The 25,076-nt window shown below is 70.9% G+C and carries 23 protein-coding genes and 1 tRNA gene; 5 read left to right on the top strand and 19 right to left on the bottom strand.

Features of this window, described 5'->3' with window-relative positions; translation table 11 throughout:
• The 13 genes from secD to pgsA all read right to left on the bottom strand — a co-directional run bounded on the left by secD (nucleotide 1) and on the right by pgsA (nucleotide 11,328).
• Nucleotides 1-1,773: a protein translocase subunit SecD gene (secD, locus tag ABD355_RS38550; protein ID WP_344405753.1), complete on the bottom strand. Its 1,773-nt coding sequence runs from the start codon at nucleotides 1,771-1,773 to the stop codon at nucleotides 1-3.
• Nucleotides 1,774-1,903: 130 nt separating this feature from the next.
• Nucleotides 1,904-2,395, bottom strand: a complete 492-nt coding sequence (gene yajC / locus ABD355_RS38545) for a preprotein translocase subunit YajC (RefSeq protein WP_398961433.1) — start codon at nucleotides 2,393-2,395, stop codon at nucleotides 1,904-1,906.
• Nucleotides 2,396-2,582: 187 nt separating this feature from the next.
• Nucleotides 2,583-3,653, bottom strand: a complete 1,071-nt coding sequence (gene ruvB, locus ABD355_RS38540) for a Holliday junction branch migration DNA helicase RuvB (protein WP_344405750.1) — start codon at nucleotides 3,651-3,653, stop codon at nucleotides 2,583-2,585.
• A 34-nt stretch (nucleotides 3,654-3,687) separates the two neighbouring features.
• The gene (ruvA, locus tag ABD355_RS38535; protein WP_115909326.1) at nucleotides 3,688-4,293 is read right to left on the bottom strand and encodes a Holliday junction branch migration protein RuvA; all 606 of its coding nucleotides are present in this window, start codon (nucleotides 4,291-4,293) and stop codon (nucleotides 3,688-3,690) included.
• Nucleotides 4,290-4,829 carry a crossover junction endodeoxyribonuclease RuvC gene (gene ruvC / locus ABD355_RS38530; protein WP_099927474.1) on the bottom strand — a complete coding sequence of 180 codons (540 nt, stop codon included), beginning with the start codon at nucleotides 4,827-4,829 and terminating at the stop codon, nucleotides 4,290-4,292. Before ruvC ends, ruvA begins: the two co-directional genes overlap by 4 nt.
• A gap of 123 nt (nucleotides 4,830-4,952) precedes the next feature.
• Nucleotides 4,953-5,705, bottom strand: a complete 753-nt coding sequence (locus ABD355_RS38525) for a YebC/PmpR family DNA-binding transcriptional regulator (RefSeq protein WP_344405749.1) — start codon at nucleotides 5,703-5,705, stop codon at nucleotides 4,953-4,955.
• A gap of 65 nt (nucleotides 5,706-5,770) precedes the next feature.
• Nucleotides 5,771-6,370 carry a pyridoxal 5'-phosphate synthase glutaminase subunit PdxT gene (gene pdxT, locus ABD355_RS38520; protein WP_344405748.1) on the bottom strand — a complete coding sequence of 200 codons (600 nt, stop codon included), beginning with the start codon at nucleotides 6,368-6,370 and terminating at the stop codon, nucleotides 5,771-5,773.
• A gap of 13 nt (nucleotides 6,371-6,383) precedes the next feature.
• Nucleotides 6,384-7,295 (bottom strand): pyridoxal 5'-phosphate synthase lyase subunit PdxS, encoded by a 912-nt coding sequence (pdxS, locus tag ABD355_RS38515; protein ID WP_030949436.1) that lies wholly within the window; start codon nucleotides 7,293-7,295, stop codon nucleotides 6,384-6,386.
• A 129-nt stretch (nucleotides 7,296-7,424) separates the two neighbouring features.
• Complete coding sequence (locus ABD355_RS38510) at nucleotides 7,425-7,853, bottom strand: DUF6210 family protein (protein ID WP_344405747.1); 429 nt, start codon at nucleotides 7,851-7,853, stop codon at nucleotides 7,425-7,427.
• A gap of 13 nt (nucleotides 7,854-7,866) precedes the next feature.
• The gene (locus tag ABD355_RS38505; RefSeq protein ID WP_344405746.1) at nucleotides 7,867-8,409 is read right to left on the bottom strand and encodes a LemA family protein; all 543 of its coding nucleotides are present in this window, start codon (nucleotides 8,407-8,409) and stop codon (nucleotides 7,867-7,869) included.
• 146 nt (nucleotides 8,410-8,555) lie between these two features.
• A complete protein-coding gene (locus ABD355_RS38500; protein ID WP_344405744.1) occupies nucleotides 8,556-9,725 on the bottom strand; it encodes a glycosyltransferase family 4 protein in 1,170 nt (389 codons plus the stop codon).
• Complete coding sequence (locus ABD355_RS38495) at nucleotides 9,722-10,651, bottom strand: phosphatidylinositol mannoside acyltransferase (protein WP_344405743.1); 930 nt, start codon at nucleotides 10,649-10,651, stop codon at nucleotides 9,722-9,724. The genes ABD355_RS38500 and ABD355_RS38495 overlap by 4 nt, the downstream gene beginning before the upstream one ends.
• Entirely contained in the window at nucleotides 10,648-11,328 is a 681-nt protein-coding gene (pgsA, locus tag ABD355_RS38490) for a phosphatidylinositol phosphate synthase (RefSeq protein ID WP_425585835.1), read from the bottom strand. Before pgsA ends, ABD355_RS38495 begins: the two co-directional genes overlap by 4 nt.
• A 282-nt stretch (nucleotides 11,329-11,610) precedes the next feature.
• Between pgsA and ABD355_RS38485 the strand changes: the two genes are divergently transcribed.
• Together ABD355_RS38485 and ABD355_RS38480 are read left to right on the top strand one after the other, a co-directional pair.
• A complete protein-coding gene (locus ABD355_RS38485; RefSeq protein ID WP_344405742.1) occupies nucleotides 11,611-13,809 on the top strand; it encodes an elongation factor G-like protein EF-G2 in 2,199 nt (732 codons plus the stop codon).
• A gap of 214 nt (nucleotides 13,810-14,023) precedes the next feature.
• Complete coding sequence (locus ABD355_RS38480) at nucleotides 14,024-15,685, top strand: hypothetical protein (RefSeq protein ID WP_344405741.1); 1,662 nt, start codon at nucleotides 14,024-14,026, stop codon at nucleotides 15,683-15,685.
• Nucleotides 15,686-15,706: 21 nt separating this feature from the next.
• Here the strand turns inward: ABD355_RS38480 and ABD355_RS38475 are convergent, their stop codons facing one another.
• Nucleotides 15,707-16,255: an HIT family protein gene (locus ABD355_RS38475; RefSeq protein WP_344405739.1), complete on the bottom strand. Its 549-nt coding sequence runs from the start codon at nucleotides 16,253-16,255 to the stop codon at nucleotides 15,707-15,709.
• Between the two features lie 79 nt (nucleotides 16,256-16,334).
• Here ABD355_RS38475 and ABD355_RS38470 point away from each other — a divergent pair, with 79 nt between their 5' ends.
• A complete protein-coding gene (locus tag ABD355_RS38470) occupies nucleotides 16,335-16,991 on the top strand; it encodes a potassium channel family protein (RefSeq protein WP_344405738.1) in 657 nt (218 codons plus the stop codon).
• A 52-nt stretch (nucleotides 16,992-17,043) separates the two neighbouring features.
• Here ABD355_RS38470 and thrS read toward each other — a convergent pair whose 3' ends face one another.
• The 3 genes from thrS to ABD355_RS38455 form a co-directional block, all read right to left on the bottom strand.
• Nucleotides 17,044-19,020 carry a threonine--tRNA ligase gene (gene thrS / locus ABD355_RS38465; RefSeq protein ID WP_344405736.1) on the bottom strand — a complete coding sequence of 659 codons (1,977 nt, stop codon included), beginning with the start codon at nucleotides 19,018-19,020 and terminating at the stop codon, nucleotides 17,044-17,046.
• A 120-nt stretch (nucleotides 19,021-19,140) separates the two neighbouring features.
• Complete coding sequence (locus ABD355_RS38460; RefSeq protein ID WP_344405735.1) at nucleotides 19,141-20,376, bottom strand: hypothetical protein; 1,236 nt, start codon at nucleotides 20,374-20,376, stop codon at nucleotides 19,141-19,143.
• Nucleotides 20,373-20,939, bottom strand: a complete 567-nt coding sequence (locus tag ABD355_RS38455) for a DUF4365 domain-containing protein (protein WP_344405734.1) — start codon at nucleotides 20,937-20,939, stop codon at nucleotides 20,373-20,375. The genes ABD355_RS38460 and ABD355_RS38455 overlap by 4 nt, the downstream gene beginning before the upstream one ends.
• A 168-nt stretch (nucleotides 20,940-21,107) precedes the next feature.
• Here ABD355_RS38455 and ABD355_RS38450 point away from each other — a divergent pair, with 168 nt between their 5' ends.
• Complete coding sequence (locus ABD355_RS38450) at nucleotides 21,108-21,833, top strand: 3'-5' exonuclease (protein WP_344405732.1); 726 nt, start codon at nucleotides 21,108-21,110, stop codon at nucleotides 21,831-21,833.
• 172 nt (nucleotides 21,834-22,005) lie between these two features.
• Here ABD355_RS38450 and ABD355_RS38445 read toward each other — a convergent pair.
• Both ABD355_RS38445 and ABD355_RS38440 read right to left on the bottom strand, forming a co-directional pair.
• A tRNA-Val gene (locus ABD355_RS38445) sits at nucleotides 22,006-22,077 on the bottom strand.
• A 39-nt stretch (nucleotides 22,078-22,116) separates the two neighbouring features.
• On the bottom strand, nucleotides 22,117-22,563 hold the full coding sequence (locus ABD355_RS38440; protein ID WP_344405731.1) for an SRPBCC family protein: 447 nt from the start codon (nucleotides 22,561-22,563) through the stop codon (nucleotides 22,117-22,119).
• Nucleotides 22,564-22,688: 125 nt separating this feature from the next.
• Here ABD355_RS38440 and ABD355_RS38435 point away from each other — a divergent pair, with 125 nt between their 5' ends.
• Entirely contained in the window at nucleotides 22,689-25,052 is a 2,364-nt protein-coding gene (locus ABD355_RS38435) for an SCO7613 C-terminal domain-containing membrane protein (RefSeq protein WP_425585834.1), read from the top strand.
• Nucleotides 25,053-25,076: the final 24 nt, after the last annotated feature.

Below are 25,076 nucleotides of genomic sequence, written 5' to 3'. Positions count from 1 at the left end.
TCACGCCTCCTTCGGGTCGACGGGGGCGGAGGGACGACGAGTGCGGCGCAGCGGCGGCTTGGCGCCCAGTGCCTTCGGGTCGAGGCCCGACCACTTGTGGCCGCCGTAGAAGAACCGCCTGCGGGCCAGGAGCGTCATCAGCGGCTTGGTGAACAGGAAGACGACGACCACGTCGAGCACGGTGGTCAGACCAAGCGTGAACGCGAAGCCCTGGACCTTGCCGACCGTGACGATGAACAGCACCGCGGCGGCGAGGAACGACACGAAGTCGGAGACCAGGATGGTGCGCCGGGCGCGCGGCCAGGCCCGCTCGACGGCGGGTCGCAGCGAGCGGCCCTCGCGGATCTCGTCCCGGATGCGTTCGAAGAACACGATGAACGAGTCCGCCGTGATACCGATCGCGACAATCGCACCGCAGACCGCCGGCAGGTTCAGCGCGAAGCCGATGGCCTCCCCGAGCAGCGACATCAGCGCATAGGTGAGGATCGCGGAGACCAACAGCGAGGGGATGGCGATGACCGACAGGCCGCGGTAGAAGATCAGCAGGTAGATCACGACCAGCGCGAGGCCGATGGCACCGGCGATCAGACCGGCGTGCAGCTGCTCGCCGCCGAGCGCGGCGGTCACCGTGGTGACGCTGTCCTCCTTGAAGGTCAGCGGCAGCGCGCCGTACGACAGCATGTTGGCGAGGCTCTGGGCCTCCTGCTGGCTGAAGTTGCCGGTGATCTCCGCATTGCCGCCGGTGAGCGCCTGGCTGACGGACGGGTCCGAGACCACGTTGCCGTCGAGGACGATCGCGAACTGGTTCTGCGGCTGCTGGTTCTTGGCCAGCTTGCCGGTGATGTCACCGAACTTCTTGGAGCCCTTGCCCGTGAACTCCATGGTGACGGTCCAGCCGGCGGCCGTCTGCGTGTTGAAGACGGCCTGGGCCTTCTTGACGTCGGTTCCGTCGACCTCGGCGGGGCCGAGGATGTACTTCTGCCACTGGCCCGCGGAGTTCTGTCCGCAGGCGATCGTCGGGTCGCTGGGCTTGGCGCCCTGGCCCGCGGTGGCGCGCTGCTTCTTGTCCGTGCAGTTGAGTGCGGTGTACTGCGCCTGCAGCTTGGCGGCCGCCGCGTTGCCCGACGAGTTGCTGCTCGGGGACGGGGAGGCGGAGGTCTTCGCGCTCGGAGAGGCGGTGGCGCTGGGCGTCGCGCCGGCCTTCAGGGCGCCGGTGACGGCGCGGCCCTGCGAGGTGGCGGTCGGCGAAGGAGTCGAGGAGGAGGACGGGGTCGACTTGCCCGTGGCCTTCTGGGTGGCCTTGTTCGTGGCCTTGCCCGAGGGGCTGGCGGAAGCGCTCGGCGACGGGCTGGTCGCGGGGCCGCCGGAGACCTCGGTGGTGAGCACCGGGCGGAAGTACAGCTTGGCGGTGGTGCCGACCTGCTGCCGCGCTTCCTTGGAGTTCGTGCCCTTGGGGATGTTGACGATGATGTTCTTGTTGCCCTGGGTCTGAACCTCGGCCTCCGTGACACCAAGACCATTGACGCGGTTGTTCATGATCTCAACCGCGGTGTCCATGTTGGTCTTGTTGATCGCGGACTCCTGGCCCGGCTCTGCGACCGCCCGGAGCGTGATGCTCGTACCACCGGCCAGGTCGATACCGAGACGCGGAGTGGTGTTTCCGGAGGCGAACATTCCTCCGGTGAGCGCCACGATGGCGATCAGGATGAGGGCCAGCGAGCGCCCCGGCTTGCTCTGGGCGCTCGCGCTCCGGCCCTTTTTAGGTGCTGCCACCTTCTCGTACTCCCTCTCGGGCCGCTCCGCGCCGGGTCAGCGCGGGGTCGGCCATGACTGGTGTCGGGATCCCCGTGTGCGAGATGCGCACGTCCCGGGGCGCGAGGTCGGCCGCGCGCCCGGGATGTGACTACTTCGCCTCGGAGTCGCCGTCGGTCTTCTTCGGCTCTTCGTCCGACTTGGCCTCGGCGGCCGGGGTGTCGTCGGCCGGCTCCTCGGGTGCGTCCTTCTTGTCGAGGTCGACGGACTTGTCGTCGGAGGCGGCGGCAGCTTCGTCGGCGGAGTCGTCGGTCTCGGTGAGGGAGGAGGCGTCGTCCGGGACCAGGTCGGAGTCGGACTTCAGGTCGTGCTCGATGCCGTGCACGATGCGGTTGTACTCGTCGTCGCTGAGCACGGAACCGATGGCGTTCTTCGCGAAGAGGAGCTCGACGCCCGGGCCGGCGTCGAGGAGGACCGTGTCCTCGTTGACCTCCTTGACCGTCGCGTACATGCCCCCGATCGTGCGGACGCCGCTGCCGGGCTGCATCTCGTTGCGCATCTGGGCGGCCTGCTGCTGCTTGCGCTTGGCCGAGCGGGTCATGAGGAACATGGCCCCGATGAGCACGATGAACGGGAGGAGCATGGTGATATTCACGGGACGGAATTTCCTTCGCACGACCGCGATGGAGAGCGGCCTCATGGATGGGGGTATGTATACCGCCGACAAAGGCGGCATCGGCGGAGTCTAAGCGAGTCCGCGCGCATGGAACAACGCTCAGCATGGCACCTGGGTTCCTGGCCCGGCCAATGCCCGCGCCGTCACAAAGGCATCACGTCCCGAACAGGTCCTGTTGTCCGTTTCCCGCAGTGGCCGCGCGGGTCGGGGTGAGGCCGAGATGCGCCCATGCGGCGGGCGTGGCGACCCGGCCGCGGGGGGTACGCGCGAGCAGTCCTTCCCGCACGAGGAAGGGCTCGGCGACCTCTTCGACGGTCTCGCGCTCCTCCCCCACCGCGACGGCGAGGGTGGACAGGCCGACGGGCCCGCCGCCGAAGAGCTTGAGCAGGGCCTCCAGCACACCGCGGTCGAGGCGGTCGAGGCCGCGGGCATCGACCTCGTACACCGCGAGGGCGGCCGCCGCGATGTCCCGCGTGATGATCCCGTCGGCCTTGACCTGGGCGTAGTCGCGCACCCGGCGCAGCAGCCGGTTGGCGATACGGGGCGTGCCGCGGGAGCGGCCGGCGATCTCGGCGGCGCCGTCGGCCTGGATCTCGACGTCGAGCAGGTTCGCCGAGCGGTGGATGACGCGCTCCAGTTCGGCGGGCTCGTAGAACTCCATGTGCGCGGTGAAGCCGAAGCGGTCGCGCAGCGGGGGCGGCAGCAGGCCCGCGCGCGTGGTGGCGCCGACCAGTGTGAACGGGGGCAGTTCGAGCGGGATGGCGGTGGCGCCGGGGCCCTTGCCGACGATGACGTCGACCCGGAAGTCCTCCATCGCCATGTAGAGCATCTCCTCGGCGGGCCGCGACATGCGGTGGATCTCGTCGAGGAAGAGGACCTCGCCCTCCTGGAGGGAGGAGAGGATCGCGGCGAGGTCGCCGGCGTGCTGGATGGCGGGGCCGGAGGTGATGCGGATGGGGGCCCCCATCTCCGCCGCGATGATCATCGACAGGGTGGTCTTGCCGAGGCCCGGGGCGCCCGAGAGCAGCACGTGGTCGGCGGTGGCGCCACGCGCGCGTGCGGCCCGCAGGACCAGGTCGAGCTGCTCGCGCACTTTCTCCTGGCCGATGAACTCGTCCAGGTCCTTGGGGCGCAGGGCCGCCTCGACGGCCTGGTCCTCACGGTCGGCGACAGAGCCCACCAGCCGCTCGGGGCCGGGGGCGTCGGTCGGGTCGTCCCAGTTCACTGAGATCTCTCCTCACTGGGGTGGCGCAGGTGGGTCAGCGGGCACGGTTGAGGGTCTGCAGGGCCGCCTTCAGCAGCTGACCGACCTGGGGCGTGCCGCCGGCCGCCTCGGCCTGCGGTGCCACGGCGGACACGGCCTCGTCGGCCTCGCGGGTGGCGTACCCGAGGCCGATCAGCGCGGCGTGCAGCTGGTCGCGCCAGCCGGAGGTGACCGCCGTACCGACGGCCGGGGCGCCGATCGGCTCGCCGAGCCGGTCCTTGAGCTCCAGCAGCAGTTTCTGGGCGCCCTTCTTGCCGATGCCGGGGACGGCGATGAGGGCCTTCTCGTCGCTCGTGGACACCGCCCGGCGCAGGGCGTCCGGGGTGTGCACGGCCAGCATCGCCTGCGCAAGCCGCGGGCCGACGCCGCTGGCCGTCTGCAGTAGTTCGAACACCTGGCGCTCGTCGTCGTCCACGAAGCCGTAGAGCGTCAGCGAGTCCTCCCGTACGACGAGGGAGGTGGCGAGCTTGGCCGGCTGGCCGAGACGGAGCGTGGAGAGCGTGTTCGGCGTGCACTGCACGGCCATGCCGACACCGCCGACCTCGACCACGGCGGCGTCGGGGGCGAGTGCGGCGACCGTGCCGCTCACGAAGGCGATCATGCCGTACGGCCTTTCGTTGCGTTGGCTGCGTGCAGGGCGACCGCCTGCTGGAGCCGGTTCTGGGCGGGGGCGCGCCAGATGTGGCAGATGGCGAGCGCGAGGGCGTCGGCCGCGTCGGCCGGTTTCGGGGGTGCGTCGAGCCGGAGCAGCCGGGTCACCATGGCTCCGACCTGGGCCTTCTCCGCGCGGCCGCTGCCGGTGACGGCGGCCTTGACCTCGCTGGGGGTGTGCAGGGCGACGGGGAGTCCGCGGCGGGCGGCACACAGCATGGCGACGGCGCTGGCCTGGGCGGTGCCCATCACGGTCCGTACGTTGTGCTGGCTGAACACCCGCTCCACGGCGACGACTTCGGGCCGGTGCTCGTCCAGCCACTGCTCGATGCCCTGCTCGATGGCGACGAGGCGCTGCCCCAACTCGGCATCCACGGGCGTGCGTACGACACCGACGCCGACCATGGTGAGCGGCCGGCCCGCGACCCCCTCGACCACGCCGACACCGCATCGCGTCAGCCCAGGGTCCACCCCCAACACCCGCACGCGCCCCTCCCCTCAGTGATCTTTGACTTCACGCCAGGCTAGCCGCTGCCACCGACAACGGCGGCGGGCCGGTGGGACGTGTTGTCCCACCGGCCCGCCGAAACCGCTTCGTTCGCGGCAGCGTTACGCGTCGACCTTCTCCATGACCTCGTCGCTGACGTCGAAGTTGGCGAAGACGTTCTGCACGTCGTCGCTGTCCTCGAGCGCGTCGATCAGCTTGAAGATCTTCTTGGCGCCCTCCTCGTCCAGTTCGACCTGGACGGACGGTACGAAGCTGGAGTCGGCGGAGTCGTAGTCGATCCCGGCGTCCTGGAGGGCGGTGCGGACCGCGACCAGGTCGGTGGCCTCACTGATGACCTCGAAGGACTCACCGAGGTCGTTGACCTCCTCGGCACCCGCGTCCAGGACGGCACCCAGGACGTCGTCCTCGGTCAGCTCGCCCTTGGGGACGATGATGACGCCCTTGCGGCTGAACATGTACGACACGGAGCCCGGGTCGGCCATGTTGCCGCCGTTGCGGGTCATGGCGACGCGGACGTCGGAGGCGGCGCGGTTGCGGTTGTCGGTGAGGCACTCGATGAGCACCGCGACGCCGTTCGGGCCGTAGCCCTCGTACATGATCGTCTCGTAGTCGGCGCCGCCGGCCTCGAGACCACCGCCGCGCTTGATCGCGGAGTCGATGTTCTTGTTCGGCACCGACTGCTTCTTGGCCTTCTGTACGGCGTCGTACAGCGTCGGGTTGCCCTCGAGGTCGACTCCGCCCATGCGCGCAGCGACCTCGATGTTCTTGATCAGCTTCGCGAAGAGCTTGCCGCGCTTGGCGTCGATCACGGCCTTCTTGTGCTTCGTCGTGGCCCATTTAGAGTGGCCGGACATCTGCCTGTCTCCTTCGCGTAACCCATCTATGAACGAACGCCAGAGATCCTACAAGGACTCCGGTGCTACTCCGCTGTCCGGTTCGCGCGCACCATGTCGACGAACAGGGAGTGCACGCGGTGGTCGCCGGTCAGTTCCGGATGGAACGACGTGGCCAGCGCGTTGCCCTGGCGGACCGCGACGATGTGGCCGTCGTGCTCGGCGAGCACCTCGGTCTCGGCGCCGACGGACTCCACCCAGGGGGCGCGGATGAAGACGCCCTCTACAGGATCGCCCTCGACGCCCCGGACGTCGACCGCCGCTTCGAAGGACTCGTTCTGCCGTCCGAAGGCGTTGCGGCGCACGATCATGTCGATGCCGCCGATGGTCTCCTGGCCCGAGCGCGGGTCGAGGATCTTGTCGGCGAGCATGATCATGCCCGCGCAGGTGCCGTAGACGGGCATTCCGTCACGCACGCGCGCGCGTAGAGGCTCCATCACGCCGAACAGGACGGCCAGCTTGGAGATGGTGGTGGACTCGCCGCCGGGGATGACCAGGCCGTCCACCTCTGCGAGTTCCTCGGGGCGCCTGACCGGCCTGGCCACGGCGTCGGCCGCGGCCAGGGCGATGAGGTGCTCCCGTACGTCGCCCTGGAGGGCCAGGACGCCTATGACGGGGGTGTTCATGTGATCTTGTGCCTTACCAGCCGCGGTTGGCGTAGCGCTCGGCCTCGGGGAGGGTGTCGCAGTTGATGCCGACCATGGCCTCGCCGAGGTTGCGGGACGCGTCCGCGATGATCTTGGGGTCGTCGTAGAAGGTGGTCGCCTTGACGATGGCGGCGGCGCGCTTGGCCGGGTCGCCGGACTTGAAGATGCCGGAGCCGACGAAGACGCCCTCGGCCCCGAGCTGGCGCATCAGCGCGGCGTCGGCGGGGGTGGCGACGCCACCGGCGGAGAACAGCACCACCGGGAGCTTGCCGAGCTCGGCGACCTCCTTGACCAGCTCGTACGGGGCCCGCAGGTCCTTGGCGGCGGCGTACAGCTCGTTGTTGTCGAAGCCGCGCAGGCGGGCGATCTCGTTCTTGATCTGGCGCAGGTGGCGGACGGCCTCGACGACGTTGCCGGTGCCGGCCTCGCCCTTGGAGCGGATCATGGCCGCGCCCTCGGCGATGCGGCGCAGGGCCTCGCCCAGGTTGGTGGCGCCACAGACGAAGGGGGTGGTGAAGGCCCACTTGTCGGAGTGGTTGACCTCGTCGGCCGGGGTGAGGACCTCGGACTCGTCGATGTAGTCGACGCCGAGGGACTGCAGTACCTGGGCCTCGACGAAGTGGCCGATGCGGGACTTGGCCATGACCGGGATGGAGACGGCCTCGATGATGCCCTCGATCATGTCCGGGTCGGACATCCGGGCCACGCCGCCGTCCTTGCGGATGTCGGCGGGGACCCGCTCCAGGGCCATGACGGCGACGGCGCCCGCATCCTCGGCGATCTTCGCCTGCTCCGGCGTGACGACGTCCATGATCACGCCACCCTTGAGCTGCTCGGCCATTCCGCGCTTCACGCGCGCGGTGCCGGTCTCGGGGGCCTGGTTTTCGGAGAGCGTGCTGGACACGGGTGACCTCGCTGAAGTGAAAGAGGGTTTCTGCAAGCACCGAGGAAACGTGAGTGGACCAGTCCACGGCAAGGGCCAATGAGAAGTCGGTGGATCCTTTTCTTCTCCCGCCCCCTCTCGACCGGTGCGTCAGTCGGAGTTCTCCCACACGAGGACGCCCGGCCCGTCCGGGGTCACAACCGGCAGCCACGCCTCGTCCGCCTCGGCAAGCCGCGACTCGTCCAGCACGAGGGGCGCGGGGTACAGGTCGTCCCGGTTCGCCGAGCCGTAGACGTGCAGCGCGACCGCGGCCCGCAGCCGCTCCAGCAGCGGCGGAGGCCAGGTCAGGCCCTGGGCGCCCGCCCCTTGCAGCTCGCCCGCGAAGAGGTCCTTCAGCTCCTCGTCGAGGCCGCTTCCCGGCACCGGCAGCAGATAACCCTCCAGCTCGTACGGTACGCAGCCGTGGCCGCCGCCCTGGACCTCGTAGACCACTCCGGTCGGGGCCGCCACGATGACGAAGACCGTGCCGTTGCCGTTGCCCTCCAGGTCGAGGAAGACGCGGCGTCTCCCGTCACCCATGGCCGGTAGTCGCCTAGGCCGCGCGGTCGGCCAGCGCCGCCGGTGGCTCGTCGTCCATCTCGAAGGCCATCGGGAAGGGGGCGTGGCCGGCCAGCCGGAACCAGCGGACCTTGCGGTGTTCGCGCAGGCGGCGGGCCGCGCCCACCGCGTCGTTGTGGAAGCGACGGGCCATCGGGACCCGGCGTACGGCCTCGGTGAGCTCGCGGGCGGCGGCTTCCCCGCCGGGTGCCTCGCGGACCGCCTCCACCTGGGGCGCCTCCGCGAAGACGGCCCGCAGCGCCTGGCTCAACTCGCTCTCGGCGACCTCGCGTTGGTCCTCCTCGGCCTGCCGGGCCGCGTGCGCCGCCTCGTACAGGACGATCGACGCTGCAGGGTCGAGAACGCCGGAGGTGGCCAGTTCCTGGGTCACGGAGGCCCTGCGCAGCAACTGTGCGTCGAGGGCGGCGCGTGCGGCGTCGATACGGGCGTGCAGCCGGTCCAGACGGCCCGCCGTCCAGCTCAGGTACAGGCCGATCGCCAGGAGGGCGACGAGGATCCAGATGAGGGTTGCGGTCACGGGCGGCAACCCTACGCTCCGCCAGGTCAGCCGAACGACGGGCGAGGCATCGACGTGACCGTCCCTGGCCGCTGCCGCCCCCGGGCCCCCGCTTCGGCCTCAAACGCCGGACAGGCTGGTTCGACCGACCGGCGCCCAAGCGCCCTTCAGTCCCGCGCCAGCCCCAACCGCGACCGCAACCCTGGTCCCCGCTCGTCCTCCGCCGCCGCGACCGCGGCCGCTCCCGCCGTGACCGTCTCGTACACCGACAGGATGTCCGCGCCGACCGTGGACCAGTCGAAGCGCCGTACGTGGGCGCTCCCCCGCTCCCGCAGCTCGGCCCTGCGCTCCGGGTCCCCCAGCAGCCTCAGGGCCGCCTCGGCCAGCGCGTCGGAGTCCTCGTTGGCGAACAGCTCGCCGGCCGCGCCCTGGTCCAGCACCTGGGCGAAAGCGTCCAGGTCGGAGGCGAGGACGGGGGCGCCGGCGGACATGGCCTCGACGAGGATGATGCCGAAGCTCTCGCCGCCGGTGTTCGGTGCCACGTACAGGTCGACGCTGCGCAGGAAGCGGGCCTTGTCCTCGTCGCTGATCATGCCGAGGAACTCCACGCGCGGGCGCAGTTCCGCGGGCAGCGACTCGACCGCCTCCACCTCGTCCCCGCGCCCTGCGACCAGCAGCCGGGTCTGCGGGCGCTCGGCGAGGATCCTGGGCAGCGCCTTCATGAGCACCGGCAGGCCCTTGCGCGGCTCGTCGATGCGGCCGATGAAGCCGATGGTGTCGCCCTGCCACCGGGCCTTGGGCTCGGCCCGGGCGAAGAAGTCGACGTCGACGCCGTTCGGAATGACGACCGCGTCGCCGCCGAGGTGTTCCACCAGCGTGCGGCGGGCGTACTCGCTCACCGCGATCCGGGCGCTGATCTTCTCCAGGGCCGCCTGCAGGATCGCGTAGGCGGCGATCATCGCCCGCGAGCGCGGGTTGGAGGTGTGGAAGGTGGCCACGATCGGGCCGGAGGCCGCCCAGCAGGTCAGCAGGCCGAGCGAAGGCGAGGTCGGCTCGTGGATGTGCACGACGTCGAACTCGCCGTCGTGCAGCCACCGCCGGACCCGGGCGGCACTCAGGAAGCCGAAGTTCAGCCGGGCCACCGAGCCGTTGTACGGCACCGGGACCGCCCGCCCGGCCGAGACGACGTACGGCGGCAGGGGCGTGTCGTCGTCGGCGGGAGCAAGGACCGACACCTCGTGGCCCAGGCGGATGAAGTACTCGGCGAGGTCGCGGATGTGGAACTGGACGCCGCCCGGCACGTCCCAGGAGTACGGGCAGACGATGCCGATCCTCACGACGTGCCCTTCTCGGGAGCCGGGGGTTTCTTCGCAGGATCGAGGTCCTTGAGCCACAAGCGCTGGAGCATGTGCCAGTCCTCCGGATGGTCGGCGATCCCGGTGGCGAAGGCATCGGCCAGCGCCTGTGTCATGACAGACGTCTTTTCGGCCCGGCCACCTGTCTCGGGCACCTCGACCGGCGGGTGCACACGCCCCTGCATGACGGGCGAGTCGTCGTACCAGAGTGTGACCGGCAGAAGCAGCGCGCCGGTCTGCTGGGCGAGGAGGGCGGGGCCTGCCGGCATCCGGGTGGCCTCGCCGAAGAACTCGACCTCGACGCCCGAGGACGACAGGTCGCGCTCGGCGACCAGACAGACCAGGCCGCCGTCGCGCAGCCGCCGGGCGAGCGTGCCGAAGGCGGTGCCGCCACTGTGCGGCAGGACCTCCATGCCGAGGCCCTCGCGGTAGGCGACGAAGCGGTCGTAGAGGGTCTCGGGCTTGAGGCGCTCGGCGACCGTCGTGAACGGCGTCTCCAGCTTGGTGGTGACCCAGGCACCGGCGAGGTCCCAGTTGGCCATGTGCGGCAGCGCCAGGATGACGCCCTGGTCGGAGGCGATCCCCTCGGTCAGGTAGTGCAGGTCCTTGGGGTCGAAGGCGCTCTTTATCCGCTCGGGGCTCCACGCCGGGAGCCGGAAGGACTCCATCCAGTAGCGCAGGTACGAGCGCATGCCCGCGCGCGAGAGCTCGGCGAGGCGCTCGGGGCTCGCATCGGGCAGCACGCGCGCGTAGTTGCTCTCCAGACGCTGCACGCCCTTGCCGCGCTGCTTCCAGGCGAGGTCGGCGATGGAGCGGCCGAGCCGTACGGCGACGGGCTCCGGGAGCTTCTTGACGGTGCCCCAGCCGAGGCCGTACAGCGCGTCCGTCAGCTGATCGCGAAGGCTCACTTCGCCGCCTCGCTCCCCTGTGAGGCGTTCTCGGGGGAGGCCGCCGCGGCCTCCGCCTCCGCCGATTCACGACGGACGGTGACCACCCGCTGGACGAGCGTGACCAGGCTGCCGACGGCGACGATCCACAGGGCGATCGGCAGCAGGTACTGGATGCCCGGCACGCCGAACTTGTGCAGGCCCGCGAACCCGGCCGCGACCAGCGAGATGACCAGGCGCTCGGCACGCTCGACGAGCCCGTTGACGGCGACCGGCAGTCCGATCGACTCGCCACGGGCCTTGGTGTACGACACCACCTGGCCGCTGGCCAGGCAGAAGATCGAGACGGCGCACAGGACGTTGTCGTTGCCGCTTCCCGCGTACCAGAGGGCGAATCCGCCGAAGATCGCGCCGTCCGCGACCCGGTCGAGGGTGGAGTCCAGGAAGGCGCCCCAGCGGCTGGTGCGGCCCAGCTGACGGGCCATGTTGCCGTCGACGAGGTCGGAGAACACGAACAGCGTGATCACGACCGTGCCCCAGAAGAACTCACCCCGCGGGTAGAAGACCAGTGCGCCCGCGATCACGCCGGCGGTGCCGAGGAGCGTGACCGTGTCGGGGCTGACACCCCGGCGGATGAGAAACGCGGCGAACGGCGTGAGGACACGCGTGAAGAATGCACGCGCGTACTTGTTCAGCATGGCCTTCCCGACGGTCGGTGTGGCCGCGGCCCCTGCTGGCCTCCGGCTGGCCCATCGTAGCCACGCGTGCGCGTGTGCGACTGCCGGGCACCCGGACGTCTGCGGGGAGATCGGGTGCACGGCCCGGGGCGGGGGCGGGCGGCGCGATCACGTCCTTCGTATGGACGCACCGTGACGGGAGTGGAAAGCTCGAAGAACCGCGGGCGTCATCGGAGCCGCCACCGCACGCGGCCCGGCATGCCCGCGCCCACAGTGACCTCACCGTGCACGGGAGGCAAGGCCATGGGCGACAAGGCAAGCGCACACCCCGGAGCCGCCGGCAGGGCTACAGCGGCCGACCACCCCGCGTCCGTACGGAATGTGGTGCTGGTCGGCCACAGCGGATCGGGCAAGACGACACTGGTGGAAGCTCTCGCGCTCACCGCGGGGGCAGTGAACCGGGCGGGCCGTGTGGAGGACGGCGGCACCGTCTCCGACTACGACGAGATCGAGCACCGGCAGCAGCGCTCGGTGCAGCTCTCCCTGGTGCCGGTCGAATGGGACGGCATCAAGGTCAATCTTCTCGACACCCCCGGATACGCCGACTTCGTCGGGGAGCTGCGGGCCGGTCTGCGAGCGGCGGACGCGGCCCTTTTCGTCGTCTCCGCCTCCGACGGCGTGGACGGCTCGACCCGCATGGTGTGGGAGGAGTGCGCGGCCGTCGGCATGCCACGGGCGATCGTGATCACCCACCTGGAGGCTGCCCGGGCCGACTTCGAGGAGATGACGCGGACCTGCGCGGAGGCCTTCGGCGGGGACGACCCCGACGCCGTGCTCCCGCTCTACCTGCCGCTGCACGGCCCGCAGGGCCCGGACGGGCACGCGCCCGTGACGGGGCTGACCGGGCTGCTGTCGCAGAAGGTCTTCGACTACTCGTCCGGCGAGCGCAAGGAGTCGGAGCCGGGCGAGGACCAGCTGCCTCACATCGAGGAGGCCCGCAACCGGCTGATCGAGGGGATCATCTCGGAGAGCGAGGACGAGACCCTCATGGACCGCTATCTGGGCGGCGAGCAGATCGACTTCAAGACGCTCGTCGAGGACCTGGAGCGGGCCGTGGCACGCGGGGTCTTCTTCCCGGTCCTGGCCGCCGCCCCCGCGGCCGAGGGCGCCAAGCAGGGCCTCGGCACCGTCGAGCTGCTGGAGTTGATCACGGGCGGCTTCCCGACGCCGTTCGAGCACCCCACCCCCGGGGTCACCACGATCGACGGCAAGCCGCGCGAGGTGAAGGCCTGCGACACGGACGGCCCGCTGGTCGCCGAGGTGGTACGGACGGCCTCCGACCCCTACGTCGGCCGGGTCTCCCTGGTCCGCGTCTTCTCCGGCACGCTGCGCCCCGATGAGACGGTGCATGTGTCCGGGCACGGTCTCGCGGACCGCGGCCACGAGGACCACGACGTCGACGAGCGCATCGGCGCGCTGTCCACCCCCTTCGGCAAGCAGCAGCGCACCGTGACGCACGCCATCGCGGGCGACCTGGTGTGCGTGGCCAAGCTGAACCGGGCGGAGACCGGCGACACCCTCTCGTCCAAGGACGACCCGCTGCTCATGGAGCCGTGGCAGATGCCCGACCCGCTGCTGCCGCTGGCCATCCAGGCGCACAGCAAGGCGGACGAGGACAAGCTCTCGCAGGGTCTTTCCCGGCTGGTCGCCGAGGACCCGACCATGCGGCTCGAGCAGAACCAGGACACCCACCAGGTGGTGCTGTGGTGTCTGGGCGAGGCGCACGCGGACGTGGCCTTGGAACGGCTGCGCAGCCGCTACGGCGTCCAGGTCGACGTGATCCCGCACAAGGTCTCGCTGCGGGAGACGTTCGCGGGCAAGTCGGCGGGCCGGGGCCGCCATGTAAAGCAGTCCGGCGGGCACGGGCAGTACGCGATCTGCGAGATCGAGGTGGAGCCGCTGCCCGGCGGCTCGGGCATCGAGTTCGTGGACAAGGTCGTCGGCGGCGCGGTGCCCCGGCAGTTCATCCCCTCGGTCGAGAAGGGCGTAAGGGCCCAGGCGGCCAAGGGAGTTGCCGCGGGCTATCCGCTCATCGACGTCCGGGTGACGCTGGTGGACGGCAAGGCGCACTCCGTGGACTCCTCGGACGCGGCCTTCCAGACGGCCGGCGCGCTGGCGCTGCGGGAGGCGGCGGCCGACGTGAAGATCCATCTGCTGGAGCCGGTGGCCGAGGTGACCGTCCTGGTCGGCGACGAGTACGTGGGCGCCGTGATGAGCGACCTGTCCGGACGGCGCGGCCGGGTGCTCGGCACGGAACAGACCACCGGAAACCGCACCCTCATACGGGCCGAGGTGCCCGAGATCGAGATCGGCCGGTACGCCGTGGACCTGCGCTCCCTCTCGCACGGCACCGCGCGCTTCAACCGCTCCTACGCACGGCACGAACCGATGCCTCCGCAGATCGCAGAGAGGATCCGTGAAGAGGCGCGCGACGCCTCGTAGTTGGCGCCGGGCGCTTCCAAGTCGCTTTTGTGGAACGCTCCCCTCCGTCGGCGGGCGGCTTCGGCCGTCCGCCGACGAATGTCAGTGCCTGCGGATACGCTGATGACCTGATCAAGTTGTCGGACGAGCACCGTGACGACCTGATCAACAGGTGTGCGGAGCAAAGAAGTCGGGAAAGCCGCAGAAGCGACGTCGGCGGCGATCGGGGGCGGGAATGACCGTTGAGAGCGGCTACGGGGACATCTTCGGCCCCCAGGTGCCCCGCACGGGCAACGAGGGCCAGACGGCCACGTTCGCGCTGGCCTCCGCGGCCTACCGGGACAACCCGGTCGCGGACATCAAGAAGGCGGACAACGAGTGGCATCAGACCACCGTCAAACCGGGCCTGAAATGGGCGAGGATATTCCGGCCCAACCTGGGTGAGGCCTTCTCTCGGGCGGTGGTGGACCGCATGGTGGGGCCCGGCCGCAAGCCGCTCATCCAGTCCTTCGGCGCCGAGCCCCCGGTCGTCGTCGAGCACTGCCTGGCGGCGAACAACATCCGCAAGGACCGGGACAATCTGCTGAGCATCGTGATGGTGCTGTGCGGTCTGCTGTTCCTGCCCGGCCTCCTCGTCTGGCTGCTGGTCTTCTCGATCCGCACCACCGTCGCCAAGCGCGACGACAAGCGGGCCGGCGCGCTGGCCACCACGCTGCTGGTGGCGGTGGGCGCCCTCGCCGTGATCTTCCTGATCCGCATGCCGTTCACGGGCTTCTGGGCCTGGTATGCGCGAGCCTCGGTGATCATGCCGGTCATCGGCTGGTTCTGGGCCCGGCAGATCTGCGAGCGGACGGCGAAGGACCTGCGGGAGCGCTGGGACAGCCTGCTGGCGGGCAGCAGCATCGGGGCCAAGGTGCCCGAGGCGGTGCCGACCAGCCCGGGCGAGACGAAGGCCGACCAGCTGCGCCAGTCGCTGGCCAAGCTGAGCGCCGAGCAGCAGTCCAACTCCGTGTTCTACGCGGGCCCGAAGGGCATCCTCGGGATGGGCACCCGCTGGGGCAGCTGGCAGCTCGCGGAGGACCTGGTGCCCGCCGACCCGACCCGCGAGATCCACCCCTTCCGCAGCTGGGACGTGATCCGCTCGATCCACGACCAGCTGCGCATGCTGGAGCGGAACACGCTGAACACCGGCGGCTTCCCGACCCCTTCCGTACGGCACTGGATCGTCACCCCGATCGGCGAGGGCGCGAAGGAGGTGTCCCGGCCCGAGGGCACGGACGTGGACGCGTACCAGGTCAAGTCCCACGCCATACAGGACATCTGCAACAAGCAGCAGTTCGGCGCGGGCGACCGGCACTATCTGGGGGTGCAGTGGACCCTGTGGGACGGGCAGCTGGTCATCACCATGATGATCACGGTGACCGTGCTGCACGAGACGCTGCGCATCGAGGTCACCGGGCATGCGCTCGGCCCCGTGAACTCCCTGTTCACCAGCAAGCCCGAGGCGCCGACGAAGGAGGTCCAGAAGTCGTTCAAGCCGTGGGAGACCCGGAAGGTGTCCCTGCCGCTGGTCACCACCGACGAGGTCGTACGACTGGCCGTCCGCGCCCCGATCTCCTGGTACCCGCCCCTGCTGAACTGGCTGGGCGGCACGATAGCCCTGCCCGAGCCCTTCGGCCTCCGGCACGCCTGGGCCGACCAGCCCTGGCGCCACCGCTTCATGGCCGACGACGCGCTGCGTGCCGCGACGCCGGTGCTGCGGGTGGTGCACGCGGCGGCGATACGGGTCCTCGAGGAGAACGGCGTGGACACGGAGAAGTTCGGCACGAGGTCGGCGTTCCTGAGCACGCAGGTCCAGGACCCCACGCCCAAGAAGGCGGACGTGTACGACGCGTAGAACGTGTGCGGCGCGGAGGGCTCAGGCCGAAGGCCAGGCCTCCGCCAGCATCTTCCGGGTGTCCGCCAGCAGCTGTGGCAGCACCCTCGTGTGGCCGACGACCGGCATGAAGTTCGTGTCGCCGCCCCAGCGCGGGACGATGTGCTGGTGGAGGTGGGCCGCGATGCCGGCGCCGGCGACCGAACCCTGGTTCATGCCGATGTTGAAGCCGTGGGCACCGGAGGCGGTGCGCAGCGCCGTCATGGCCTGCTTGGTGAGCGCGGCGAGCTCGACGGTCTCGGGGCCCGTGAGGTCCGTGTAGTCGGCGACATGGCGGTAGGGGACGACCATGAGGTGGCCGCCGTTGTACGGGTACAGGTTGAGCACGGCGTAGACCTGCTCACCGCGCCGGACGACCAGGCCGTCCTCGTCGGACTTGGCCGGGATGGAGCAGAAGGGGCAGCCGTCGTCGGCACCGGGGCCGGTCGGCTTGTTCTCGCCCTGGATGTAGGCCATCCGGTGGGGCGTCCACAGGCGCTGGAACGCGTCCTGGACCCCTACTCCCAACTGCTGCTCCGGCTCACTCGTCATGCCATGCAGCATATGGCGTCGCCCGTTCGCGGCGTGTCGGCGGGGTTGCGGCAAAAGCCCGCCGGGCCAAGCTGGGCCGGTGGACGATGACACTCGCGCAGCCCGGTGGGAGCAGCGGACCGAGCTTCCGCTCGCCGTCGCATCGCTGGCCTTCCTCGCCTCGTACGCGGTCCGCGTCCTGGCACCCGGTCTGACGGACCCCATGCAGGCGCTGGCGCTCGCGGTGCTGCTGGTCTCCTGGGCGTTGTTCGCCTTCAACTACGCGGTGCTGTGGCGACTGAGCGGGCAGGGCCACAGGTTCGTGCGGAAGCACTTGCTGGACACGGTGGTGGTCATCCTGCCGCTGCTGCGGCCCCTTCGGATTGTCAAGGTCTACGAAGCCGTACAGCGGCGGCACGGCAAGCCCCGGCTCGCGCTGCACGCGCGCGTGATCGCATACTCCGGGCTGGCGACGGTCCTGCTCGGCTTCGCCGGGGCTCTCGCCGTCTACCAGCAGGAACGCGGGGCGAAGGGCGCGTCGATGCGGACGTTCGGCGACGCCGTCTGGTGGGCCTGCGAGACGCTCACCACCGTCGGCTACGGCGACATCACCCCGGTGACCCCGCTGGGACGGCTGATCGCGGTCGGGATGATGGCCGTCGGGCTGGCCCTGCTCGGCGCGGTGACCGGCACCTTCGCCTCCTGGCTGCTGCAGGTCTTCGCCCGCGAGGACGACGAAAGGCCCCCGGGAGGCTGAACCTCCCGGGGGCCCTCGGACACCGGCGGACCAGGCCGGCCGGACCGGACGGTCAGACCTGCGTCCGGTCCTCCACGACCTTGGCGATCTTCGCGATGGCCTCGTCGAACGGGATGCCGTTCTCCTGCGAGCCGTCGCGGTAGCGGAAGGAGACGGAACCGGCCGACATGTCCTCGTCGCCCGCGATGACCATGAAGGGCACCTTCTGCTTCTGGGCGTTGCGGATCTTCTTCTGCATGCGGTCGGAGGAGGAGTCGACCTCGACCCGCAGGCCCTGCTTCTTCGCGGCCGCGGCGAACTTCTCCAGGTACTCCACGTGCCCGTCGCCGATCGGGATGCCGACCGCCTGGACGGGGGCGAGCCAAGCCGGGAAGGCGCCCGCGTAGTGCTCAAGGAGCACCGCGAAGAACCGCTCGATCGAACCGAACAGGGCGCGGTGGATCATGACCGGGCGCTGCTTGGAGCCGTCCGGACCCGTGTACTCCAGGTCGAAGCGCTCCGGCAGGTTGAAGTCGAGCTGGATCGTCGACATCTGCCAGGTGCGGCCGATCGCGTCCTTGGTCTGGACGGAGATCTTCGGGCCGTAGAAGGCGGCGCCGCCCGGGTCGGGCACCAGGGGCAGGCCCTGCTTCTCGGCGACCTGGCGCAGCGTCTCGGTCGCCTCCTCCCAGACCTCGTCCGAGCCCACGAACTTCTCCGGGTCCTTGGTGGAGAGCTCCAGGTAGAAGTCGGTCAGGCCGTAGTCCCGCAGCAGGCCGAGGACGAAGGTGAGCGTCTTGTCGAGCTCCTCCGACATCTGCTCACGGGTGCAGTAGATGTGCGCGTCGTCCTGGGTGAATCCGCGGGCACGGGTCAGGCCGTGCACGACGCCGGACTTCTCGTACCGGTACACGGTCCCGAACTCGAAGAGGCGCAGCGGCAGTTCACGGTACGAGCGGCCGCGCGCGTCGAAGATCAGGTTGTGCATCGGGCAGTTCATGGGCTTGAGGTAGTAGTCCACGCCCTCGTCGAGCTGCATGGGCGGGTACATGCCGTCGGCGTACCAGTCCAGGTGCCCGGACGTCTCGAAGAGCTTCCCCTTCGTGGCGTGCGGGGTGTAGACGAACTCGTAGCCCTCCTCCTCGTGCCGGCGGCGCGAGTAGTCCTCCATCACGCGGCGGACGATGCCGCCCTTGGGGTGGAAGACCGCGAGGCCGGAGCCGATCTGCTCCGGGATGGAGAACAGGTCGAGTTCGCTGCCGAGCTTGCGGTGGTCGCGCTTCTCGGCCTCGGCGAGGAAGTCCAGGTACGCCTTCAGCTCGTCCTTGGACGGCCAAGCGGTGCCGTAGATGCGCTGGAGCATCGGGTTCTTCTCGCTGCCGCGCCAGTAGGCGGCCGCGTTGCGCATCAGCTTGAACGCCGGGATGAGGCGGGTGGAGGGCAGGTGCGGACCGCGGCAGAGGTCCTTCCAGCACAGCTCGCCGGTCTTGGCGTCCAGGTTGTCGTAGATCGTCAGCTCGCCGGCGCCGACCTCGACGTCCGCACCGTCGTCACTCGACGCCGAGCCCTTGAGGCCGATCAGCTCCAGCTTGTACGGCTCGTCCGCCAGCTCCTCGCGGGCCGCCTCGTCGGTCACCACACGACGGGCGAACCGCTGCCCGCGCTTCTGGATCTCCTGCATCTTCTTCTCGATGGCCTTGAGATCCTCGGGCGTGAACGGCTTCTCCACGTCGAAGTCGTAGTAGAAGCCGTCCTTGACCGGCGGGCCGATGCCCAGCTTGGCCTCGGGGAACAGCTCCTGCACGGCCTGCGCCATCACATGCGCGGTGGAGTGGCGCAGGATGTTCAGGCCGTCCTCGGAGGAGATCTCCACCGGCTCCACGACCTCGCCCTCGGCAGGCGCGTACGCGAGGTCCTTGAGCTCGCCGCCCACGCGCGCGGCGACGATCGAGCGCTCGCCGGCGAAGAGCTCGGCGGCCGTAGTGCCCGTCGTCACCACGCGCTCTTCCCGCTCGGAATCGCGTTGGATGATCACACGGACGTCTGACACCGGTCTCTCCTGACTGAAGGTGGTTGCGGCGCCATACCAGGAGCGCGCGCAATAGGGGATCGTACCGACCTCGACCCTCCGACCGCGAAACGGTCGCCCTTCGTGCAGGCGGGCCCGCGCTCAGTCGTCGTCCTCCCCGGTGCACTCCTCCTCGAAGAAGTCGCCCTTTTCCGCGTGCTCCTGCATCGACTTCATGAGGCGGTCCCGCTCCGCCTCCTCCACCTGCACCGGTGCGACCCCGGCCGCCCCGGTCAGCCGCCGGAAGCCGCCCCGGCTCTCCAGGCGCCCGTGCAGCCGCACGGGCAGCCCCACGAGGTGGGCGTGCCCGGCGATGCGGTAGTCCTCCTCGTCCAGCGTGATGCGGACGTGCGGCACCTCGGCTCCCGCGATCACCCGCAGCCGTACGCTGCCCTCCCCGCGCGGTCCCGACCTGCGCATCCGCACCACCGTGCCGGTGATCCGCACGGGCACGGACGGCTCCTCGCGCAGATAGCGGGCGCCGGCCTCGCGCAGCACGGGCAGGTCGCCCGGTGAGAACTCCACCGGTTCGAGGCCCGCCACGCAGTCCTCGGGCACCCCGGCGGCCGGTGCCCACTCGACGGCGATCCTGGCACCCTCGGTGCCGCGCACCAGGGCGATCAGCGCCTCGGTGAGCTCACGGCTCACGCCCGCCTCGACGGCGCCGTCGAAGGCGTCCATGCCGCCGGTGGCCCGCTGGTAGTCGATGGCCTCGCGGGCGGCGTACAGGGCCTGGTGGAGGCGTACGGGGAGCTGCCGCCCGGTGCCGACGGGCACGAAGGCGGTCAGCCGGCCGCCGCCGGTCGCGGAGCCCACGAGCACGCTCTCCAGCAGCGCGGCAGCGGCACGGCGGTGCCGGGCGCCGTAATAGCCCGCACGCGCGCGCGTGGCGAGCGCTCCGGCGAGCAGCATCTGGCGGGCACAGGCGCGCAGCTGCTCCTCGACCACCCAGGGCGCGGAGCCCGCGGGGCCGCTCGGTGCATCCCGCCACCAGCGGATCTCGTCGCTGGGCACGGCGAGAGCGACCAGCACCTCGCGGGCGGAGGGCGTGCCGCTGCGGGTCAGCGCGACGAGTGCCTCGCCGAGCAGGTCGTCGCTGTCGGGGAAGGCGCGGCTCTCGGGCACCAGCAGGCTGGTCCCGCCGCCGCCGGGGCCGGGCGGGGTCCAGCGGCCGTAGCGTCCGGCGGCTCCGCCGCGCCGCTCCCAGCCGTGCCGGTGCAGCAGGGCGCTGAGCACGGCGGGGTCGACCTCGTCGGGCTCGGGGGGACGGTGCCAGGAGGCCTCGACCGGGTGCGGCCTGACGGGCCGCAGTGGCTCCTGAAGCGGGCGGTGCGTCATGGTCTGCCTCCGGCCCCGACCCGCGTCATGATCTCGCACAGCGCCCGGTCGTCGAAGATGCGTGAGGTCGGTATCCGCACGGTGGTCCGGGTCCGCCCGGTGACCGGCTGGCCGGCCAGGTTGACCCAGTAGCAGCAGTGCCGCAGGTCGAGACGGTCGTGGCTGGCACGCAGCCAGTCGTCCTGGGATCTCGGGACGAGCATCACGACCAGGATCTTGTGCACCGAGACGGGGGTGCGCGCGAGCTTGCGCAGATGGTCGTTGTCGAGCGTGAAGGAGAAGAAACGCCCCGGCGGGTTCGGCGCGACCTGGTACGTGCACTTCAGCTGCACCTTGATGGTCACCTCGTCGTCGACGGTGTGGCCGGGCGAGCCATGGCTGACGTGCCAGTCGATGCCGTTGTCCGGAAACGGCTGCGACAGCGAGCAGCCGGCCGCCGCGGCGACGGCGTGCAGATATCCCACCTGCAGTGTCTCCATGCAGGCGGTGGTGGCGAGTGTGCCGCGAAGGGGGCTCGCACGTTCGGGCAGCAGCCCGCCCCGCTCGGGCTGCGCTATCGCCATGACCAACAGCCTTCCACGCCAAGTGATTCCCCGCTGCGGGCCTCTGAACTGCAAAGACCCGTACTCCTGTTGTGTCCTTCCGGCGTACGGCGCAAACAGCCCGGGTATCACCAAACAGGCAGAAGACGGGACGTCAGCTGCCGTGGGTGAACGAGGAGTTGGGTAGGCATGACGACCTGGTACGAGGGGCCCCTGGCCGCCTTCGACACGGAGACCACGGGTGTCGACGTCGAGACCGACCGGATCGTGTCGGCCGCCGTCGTCGTCCAGGACGCCCCGGGCAGCCGGCCCCGGATGACCCGTTGGCTGGTCAACCCGGGTGTGCCGGTGCCGGAGGCGGCGACGGCGGTGCACGGGCTGACGGACGAGCACCTGCAGCGCAACGGCCGCTGGCCGGCGCCGGTGATGTACGAGATAGCCGAGGAACTGGCGGAGCAGGCGGCGATGGGCCGTCCGCTCGTGGTGATGAACGCGCCGTTCGATCTGACGCTCCTGGACCGCGAGTTGCGCCGCCATCGCGCTTCCTCGCTGGACCGCTGGTTCGAGGCGTCGACGCTGCGGGTGCTCGACCCGCGGGTCCTCGACAAGCACCTGGACCGCTACCGCAAGGGCCGCCGCACCCTGACCGATCTGTGCGCGCACTACGGCGTCACACTGGAGGGCGCGCACGACGCGGCGGCGGACGCCCTGGCCGCACTGGACGTCGTACGAGCCCTCGGGCGTCGTTTCGCCGCCCGGCTGGAGCGTCTGTCCCCCGCCGAGCTGCATGCCCTGCAGACCACCTGGCACGCGGCCCAGGCGCGCGGTCTGCAGGCGTGGTTCGCGAAGAGCGGCACGGAGGAGATCGTGAACCCGGCGTGGCCGCTGCGGCCGGATCTTCCGGCGGCGGCATGAGACAGGCCGGCCTGCGGCAGGCCGGTATGAAGAAAGCCGGTCCGCTGCTGCGGACCGGCCTTTCGGGGGTGCGGGCGGCAAAGCCCCCGCCTCGCGCGGCGAAGCCGCGCAGAACACGACAATGGCGGCTCGGGCCTGCGTTGTTTGCAGGCATGAGCCGCCATCGACATTGTGGGCGATACTGGGTTCGAACCAGTGACCTCTTCGGTGTGAACGAAGCGCTCTCCCACTGAGCTAATCGCCCGGGAACGCACTGAACCATACAGGTCTTCGCGGGTTTCCTTCAAACCGCTTCCAGGTACGCGACCAGGCCTCGTCGTCCGGCCCGCATCATCAGCCGGTGGTTGGCGCGGAACACCGGCCGGCCCGGCACGGCGAACCGCCTCAGCAGCGCCTTGTGCACGTCGACGGCCTGCTCGAAGCGGGCGAGGGTGCCGGCGCCCCCTGCGGTGATCGTCCAGCGCGCCCAGCCCTCGATGTCGCCGGACATGGCGATCGCCAGGACGCCCGCGCCGGGGTCGCGGCGCGTCTCGCGAGCGGTGAAGTGCAGGTCGTAGGGGAGGACGGAGCGGATCCGGATGACTCCGGTGGTGTCGTCGAGCCGGGTCACCTCCCGCACCTGGGGCCACCAGCGGGGGTACTCCTCGGCCCGCTCCAGCACCTCGTAGACGGTGGCGGGCGCGGCGGGCAGGACCCAGAGGCTGCGGAAGCGGTAGTGCGTCCAGTCCATGGGGGGAGTGTGCCCTTATCCAGGGTGTTCGCCCCCCATCCGAGCCATGTGGTGGCGGGATCTGAGTATGTGGCTGAGTACCTGCACTCATGTCGTACGACGTGACGCGGACCACACTCCGAGGCATGACGCATGTTCCGCCCCCGGCCGAGGAGTTGCGGCTCCTCGACGCCGAGCTCTGGCAACTGGACGCCCGCCGGTCCCAGTTGCTCCATCGCCGTGCCTGGCTGGTCGCCGCGCTCCAGTCGGCGCACCCGGTGCACCCGGCACCGCAGGCGCCCATGGAGGCGTCTCGTCCGGAGGCCACCGCGCCCGGCGTGCAGAACCTTCTGCTGCTGCTCGGCGGGGTCCTGCTCACCGTCGCCGCGATGGTGTTCACGCTGGTCAGCTGGGGGCATCTGGGGATCGCGGGGCGGGCCCTCGTGCTCGGCGCGGTCACGGTGGCCGCGCTCGGTGCGCCGTTGGTCCTGCTGCGGCGCGGGCTGCGGTCGACGGCCGAGTCGGTGGCCGGTCTGGGCCTGGCGCTGACGGTGCTGGACGCGTACGCACTGCAGCAGGTCGCCTTCACGGGAACGGACGGGGCGGGGTACACGGCCGTCGCGTCGACGCTGCTGGCGGGGCTCTGGGCGGCGTACGGTCTGCTGCCGCGTGCGGCCGGGCTGCGGCTGCCGCTGCCCGCCGCGCTGGCCGCGGCCCAACTGCCGCTGCTCTTCTGGGCGGTCTCGGCCGGCGCGGGGTCGACCGGGATCGCCGCCGCGCTGCTGGTGACGGCCGGGTTCGACACAGGTGTGGCGCTCCGCGTGACCGCCGGGTCCGTACGCGTCCTCGCCGCCGTCGGCGCGCACGGCACCGGCGCCCTGGGCGCACTGACGGCCGGCTGGCTCTCGTGGGATGCAGCCGGTCCGGGCGCCGCCGCCCGTGCGGCGGCGCTCCTCACCCTTGCGGCGGCGATCGCGCTGGTCGCCGCCTGGCGGCTGCCGAAGCCGGCCGCAGCGACGGGCCACGCCGTGCCGGGCGGTCTGCTCCTGGTCGCCGCGGTCGGTGGCGTGCTGCGCGTGGCGCTGCCCGACGGATGGACCGTACCGGGGTACCTGGCCTGTGGCGTCGCCTTGTCGGCGGCCTTGCGGGTGCGGCTGCCCGAGCCGGTGCGGCGGGGGCTCGTCCAGGCCTCCGCGGCGGTGCAGGCGGTCGCCGTCGCCTGTGCGATGCCGCTGGTCGTGGTCGCGCTGCTGGGCCCGCTGGGCTGGGCGGAGCGCTGGTGGACCGGTGCACCCTCGGACGCGCGTGCCGCGGCGGCCGTCCACATGCCGTGGCCGCCGTATCCCGGTCAGCTGCTCCTCGGCCCGGTGGTCGTCGCGGCCGTGCTGGCCCTGCTGGTCCGCGGCGAGACCCGGCGGCCCCAGGCGCTGACCGGCGCGACGCTCCTCGTCTGGGCCACCGCCATGACGCTGCCCGCGGTCTTGCAGCTCCCCTACTCCACGGCCCTGTTGCTGCAGGGTGCGGTGACCGGAGCGGCCCTCGCGGCGGCGGCCTTCCGCTTCCTGCCGGTGACCGGCACCGCGCTCGCCCTGGGCGGTTCGGTCTCCCTCGCCTTCCTCTCGCTGGCCTCGCAGACGGCCACCCTCACCGTGCTGTCCGTCCTGACGGCGCTGTTCGCCGCTGCCTCGCTGCGGCCGCACCTCGCGCCCTTCACCGCGCCGGCCGCGCTCGTCTACGCAACCGCCCTGGCGTGCGTGACGGGTCTGGCGGCCGACTGGCAGCCGCAGCACACGGCGCTGTTGGTCCTGGTGGTCCCGGCGGCCGCGGCCCTGCTCGCCGCGCGCCTGGGCGAGAGCCACGCGCGTGTGCCGGTCGAAGTGACCGGAGCCGCCGCCGGACTGCCGGCCGTCGGCCTCGCGATCACCGCCCCGCCGATGCTCGCCCTGGTGCTGTCCTTGTGCGGAGTGATCGCGGCGGGCACGGCCGTCCGTTCCGACCGCCGCCCCGTCGGATATGCGGCCGCCGCCCTGTTCCTGCTGGCCGGTTGGGTCCGGCTGGCCGCCTGGGACGTCGGCACCGTCGAGGCGTACACGCTCCCGGTCACCGTGCCGGCGCTGTGTGTCGGCGCCCGGCGCAGGTCCCGCGATCCGCAGGCGTCGTCGTGGACGGCGTACGGCGCGGGACTCGCCGCCACCCTGCTGCCGAGCCTCGCCGCGGCCTGGAACGACCCGCACTGGACCCGCCCGCTGCTGCTCGGCACGGCGGCCCTGCTGACCACCCTCCTCGGCGCCCGCCACCGCCTCCAGGCCCCCCTGGTCCTGGGCGGCTCGGTGCTGGTCCTGGACGCCCTGCACGAACTGGCCCCGTACCTGGTCCAGATGACCGGCGCCCTCCCCCGCTGGGTGCCATTCGCCCTCGCCGGCCTACTCCTGCTGGCATTGGGGGCCACCTACGAACGCCGCCTCAGGGACGTCCGCCGCGTACGGGACATCTTGACGACCATGAATTGAAGCGCCCCCCAAAGGGGCGCGGGA

The sequence above is a fragment of the Streptomyces longisporus genome (genome assembly GCF_039532765.1).
Taxonomy (GTDB): domain Bacteria; phylum Actinomycetota; class Actinomycetes; order Streptomycetales; family Streptomycetaceae; genus Streptomyces; species Streptomyces longisporus.
Note: the sequence above shows the minus strand (reverse complement) of the source record. Positions and strands in the feature narration are given on the sequence as shown.

Coding starts and splice junctions, on each gene's coding strand:
- yajC (WP_398961433.1), bottom strand. CDS start 2,395: ATGCTCCTCCCGTTCATCGTGCTCATCGGGGCCATGTTCCTCATGACC.
- ruvA (WP_115909326.1), bottom strand. CDS start 4,293: ATGATCGCCTTCGTGAGCGGCACGGTCGCCGCACTCGCCCCCGACGCC.
- ABD355_RS38525 (WP_344405749.1), bottom strand. CDS start 5,705: ATGTCCGGCCACTCTAAATGGGCCACGACGAAGCACAAGAAGGCCGTG.
- pdxT (WP_344405748.1), bottom strand. CDS start 6,370: ATGAACACCCCCGTCATAGGCGTCCTGGCCCTCCAGGGCGACGTACGG.
- ABD355_RS38510 (WP_344405747.1), bottom strand. CDS start 7,853: ATGGGTGACGGGAGACGCCGCGTCTTCCTCGACCTGGAGGGCAACGGC.
- pgsA (WP_425585835.1), bottom strand. CDS start 11,328: ATGCTGAACAAGTACGCGCGTGCATTCTTCACGCGTGTCCTCACGCCG.
- ABD355_RS38485 (WP_344405742.1), top strand. CDS start 11,611: ATGGGCGACAAGGCAAGCGCACACCCCGGAGCCGCCGGCAGGGCTACA.
- ABD355_RS38480 (WP_344405741.1), top strand. CDS start 14,024: ATGACCGTTGAGAGCGGCTACGGGGACATCTTCGGCCCCCAGGTGCCC.
- ABD355_RS38475 (WP_344405739.1), bottom strand. CDS start 16,255: ATGACGAGTGAGCCGGAGCAGCAGTTGGGAGTAGGGGTCCAGGACGCG.
- ABD355_RS38460 (WP_344405735.1), bottom strand. CDS start 20,376: ATGACGCACCGCCCGCTTCAGGAGCCACTGCGGCCCGTCAGGCCGCAC.
- ABD355_RS38455 (WP_344405734.1), bottom strand. CDS start 20,939: ATGGCGATAGCGCAGCCCGAGCGGGGCGGGCTGCTGCCCGAACGTGCG.
- ABD355_RS38450 (WP_344405732.1), top strand. CDS start 21,108: ATGACGACCTGGTACGAGGGGCCCCTGGCCGCCTTCGACACGGAGACC.
- ABD355_RS38440 (WP_344405731.1), bottom strand. CDS start 22,563: ATGGACTGGACGCACTACCGCTTCCGCAGCCTCTGGGTCCTGCCCGCC.
- ABD355_RS38435 (WP_425585834.1), top strand. CDS start 22,689: ATGACGCATGTTCCGCCCCCGGCCGAGGAGTTGCGGCTCCTCGACGCC.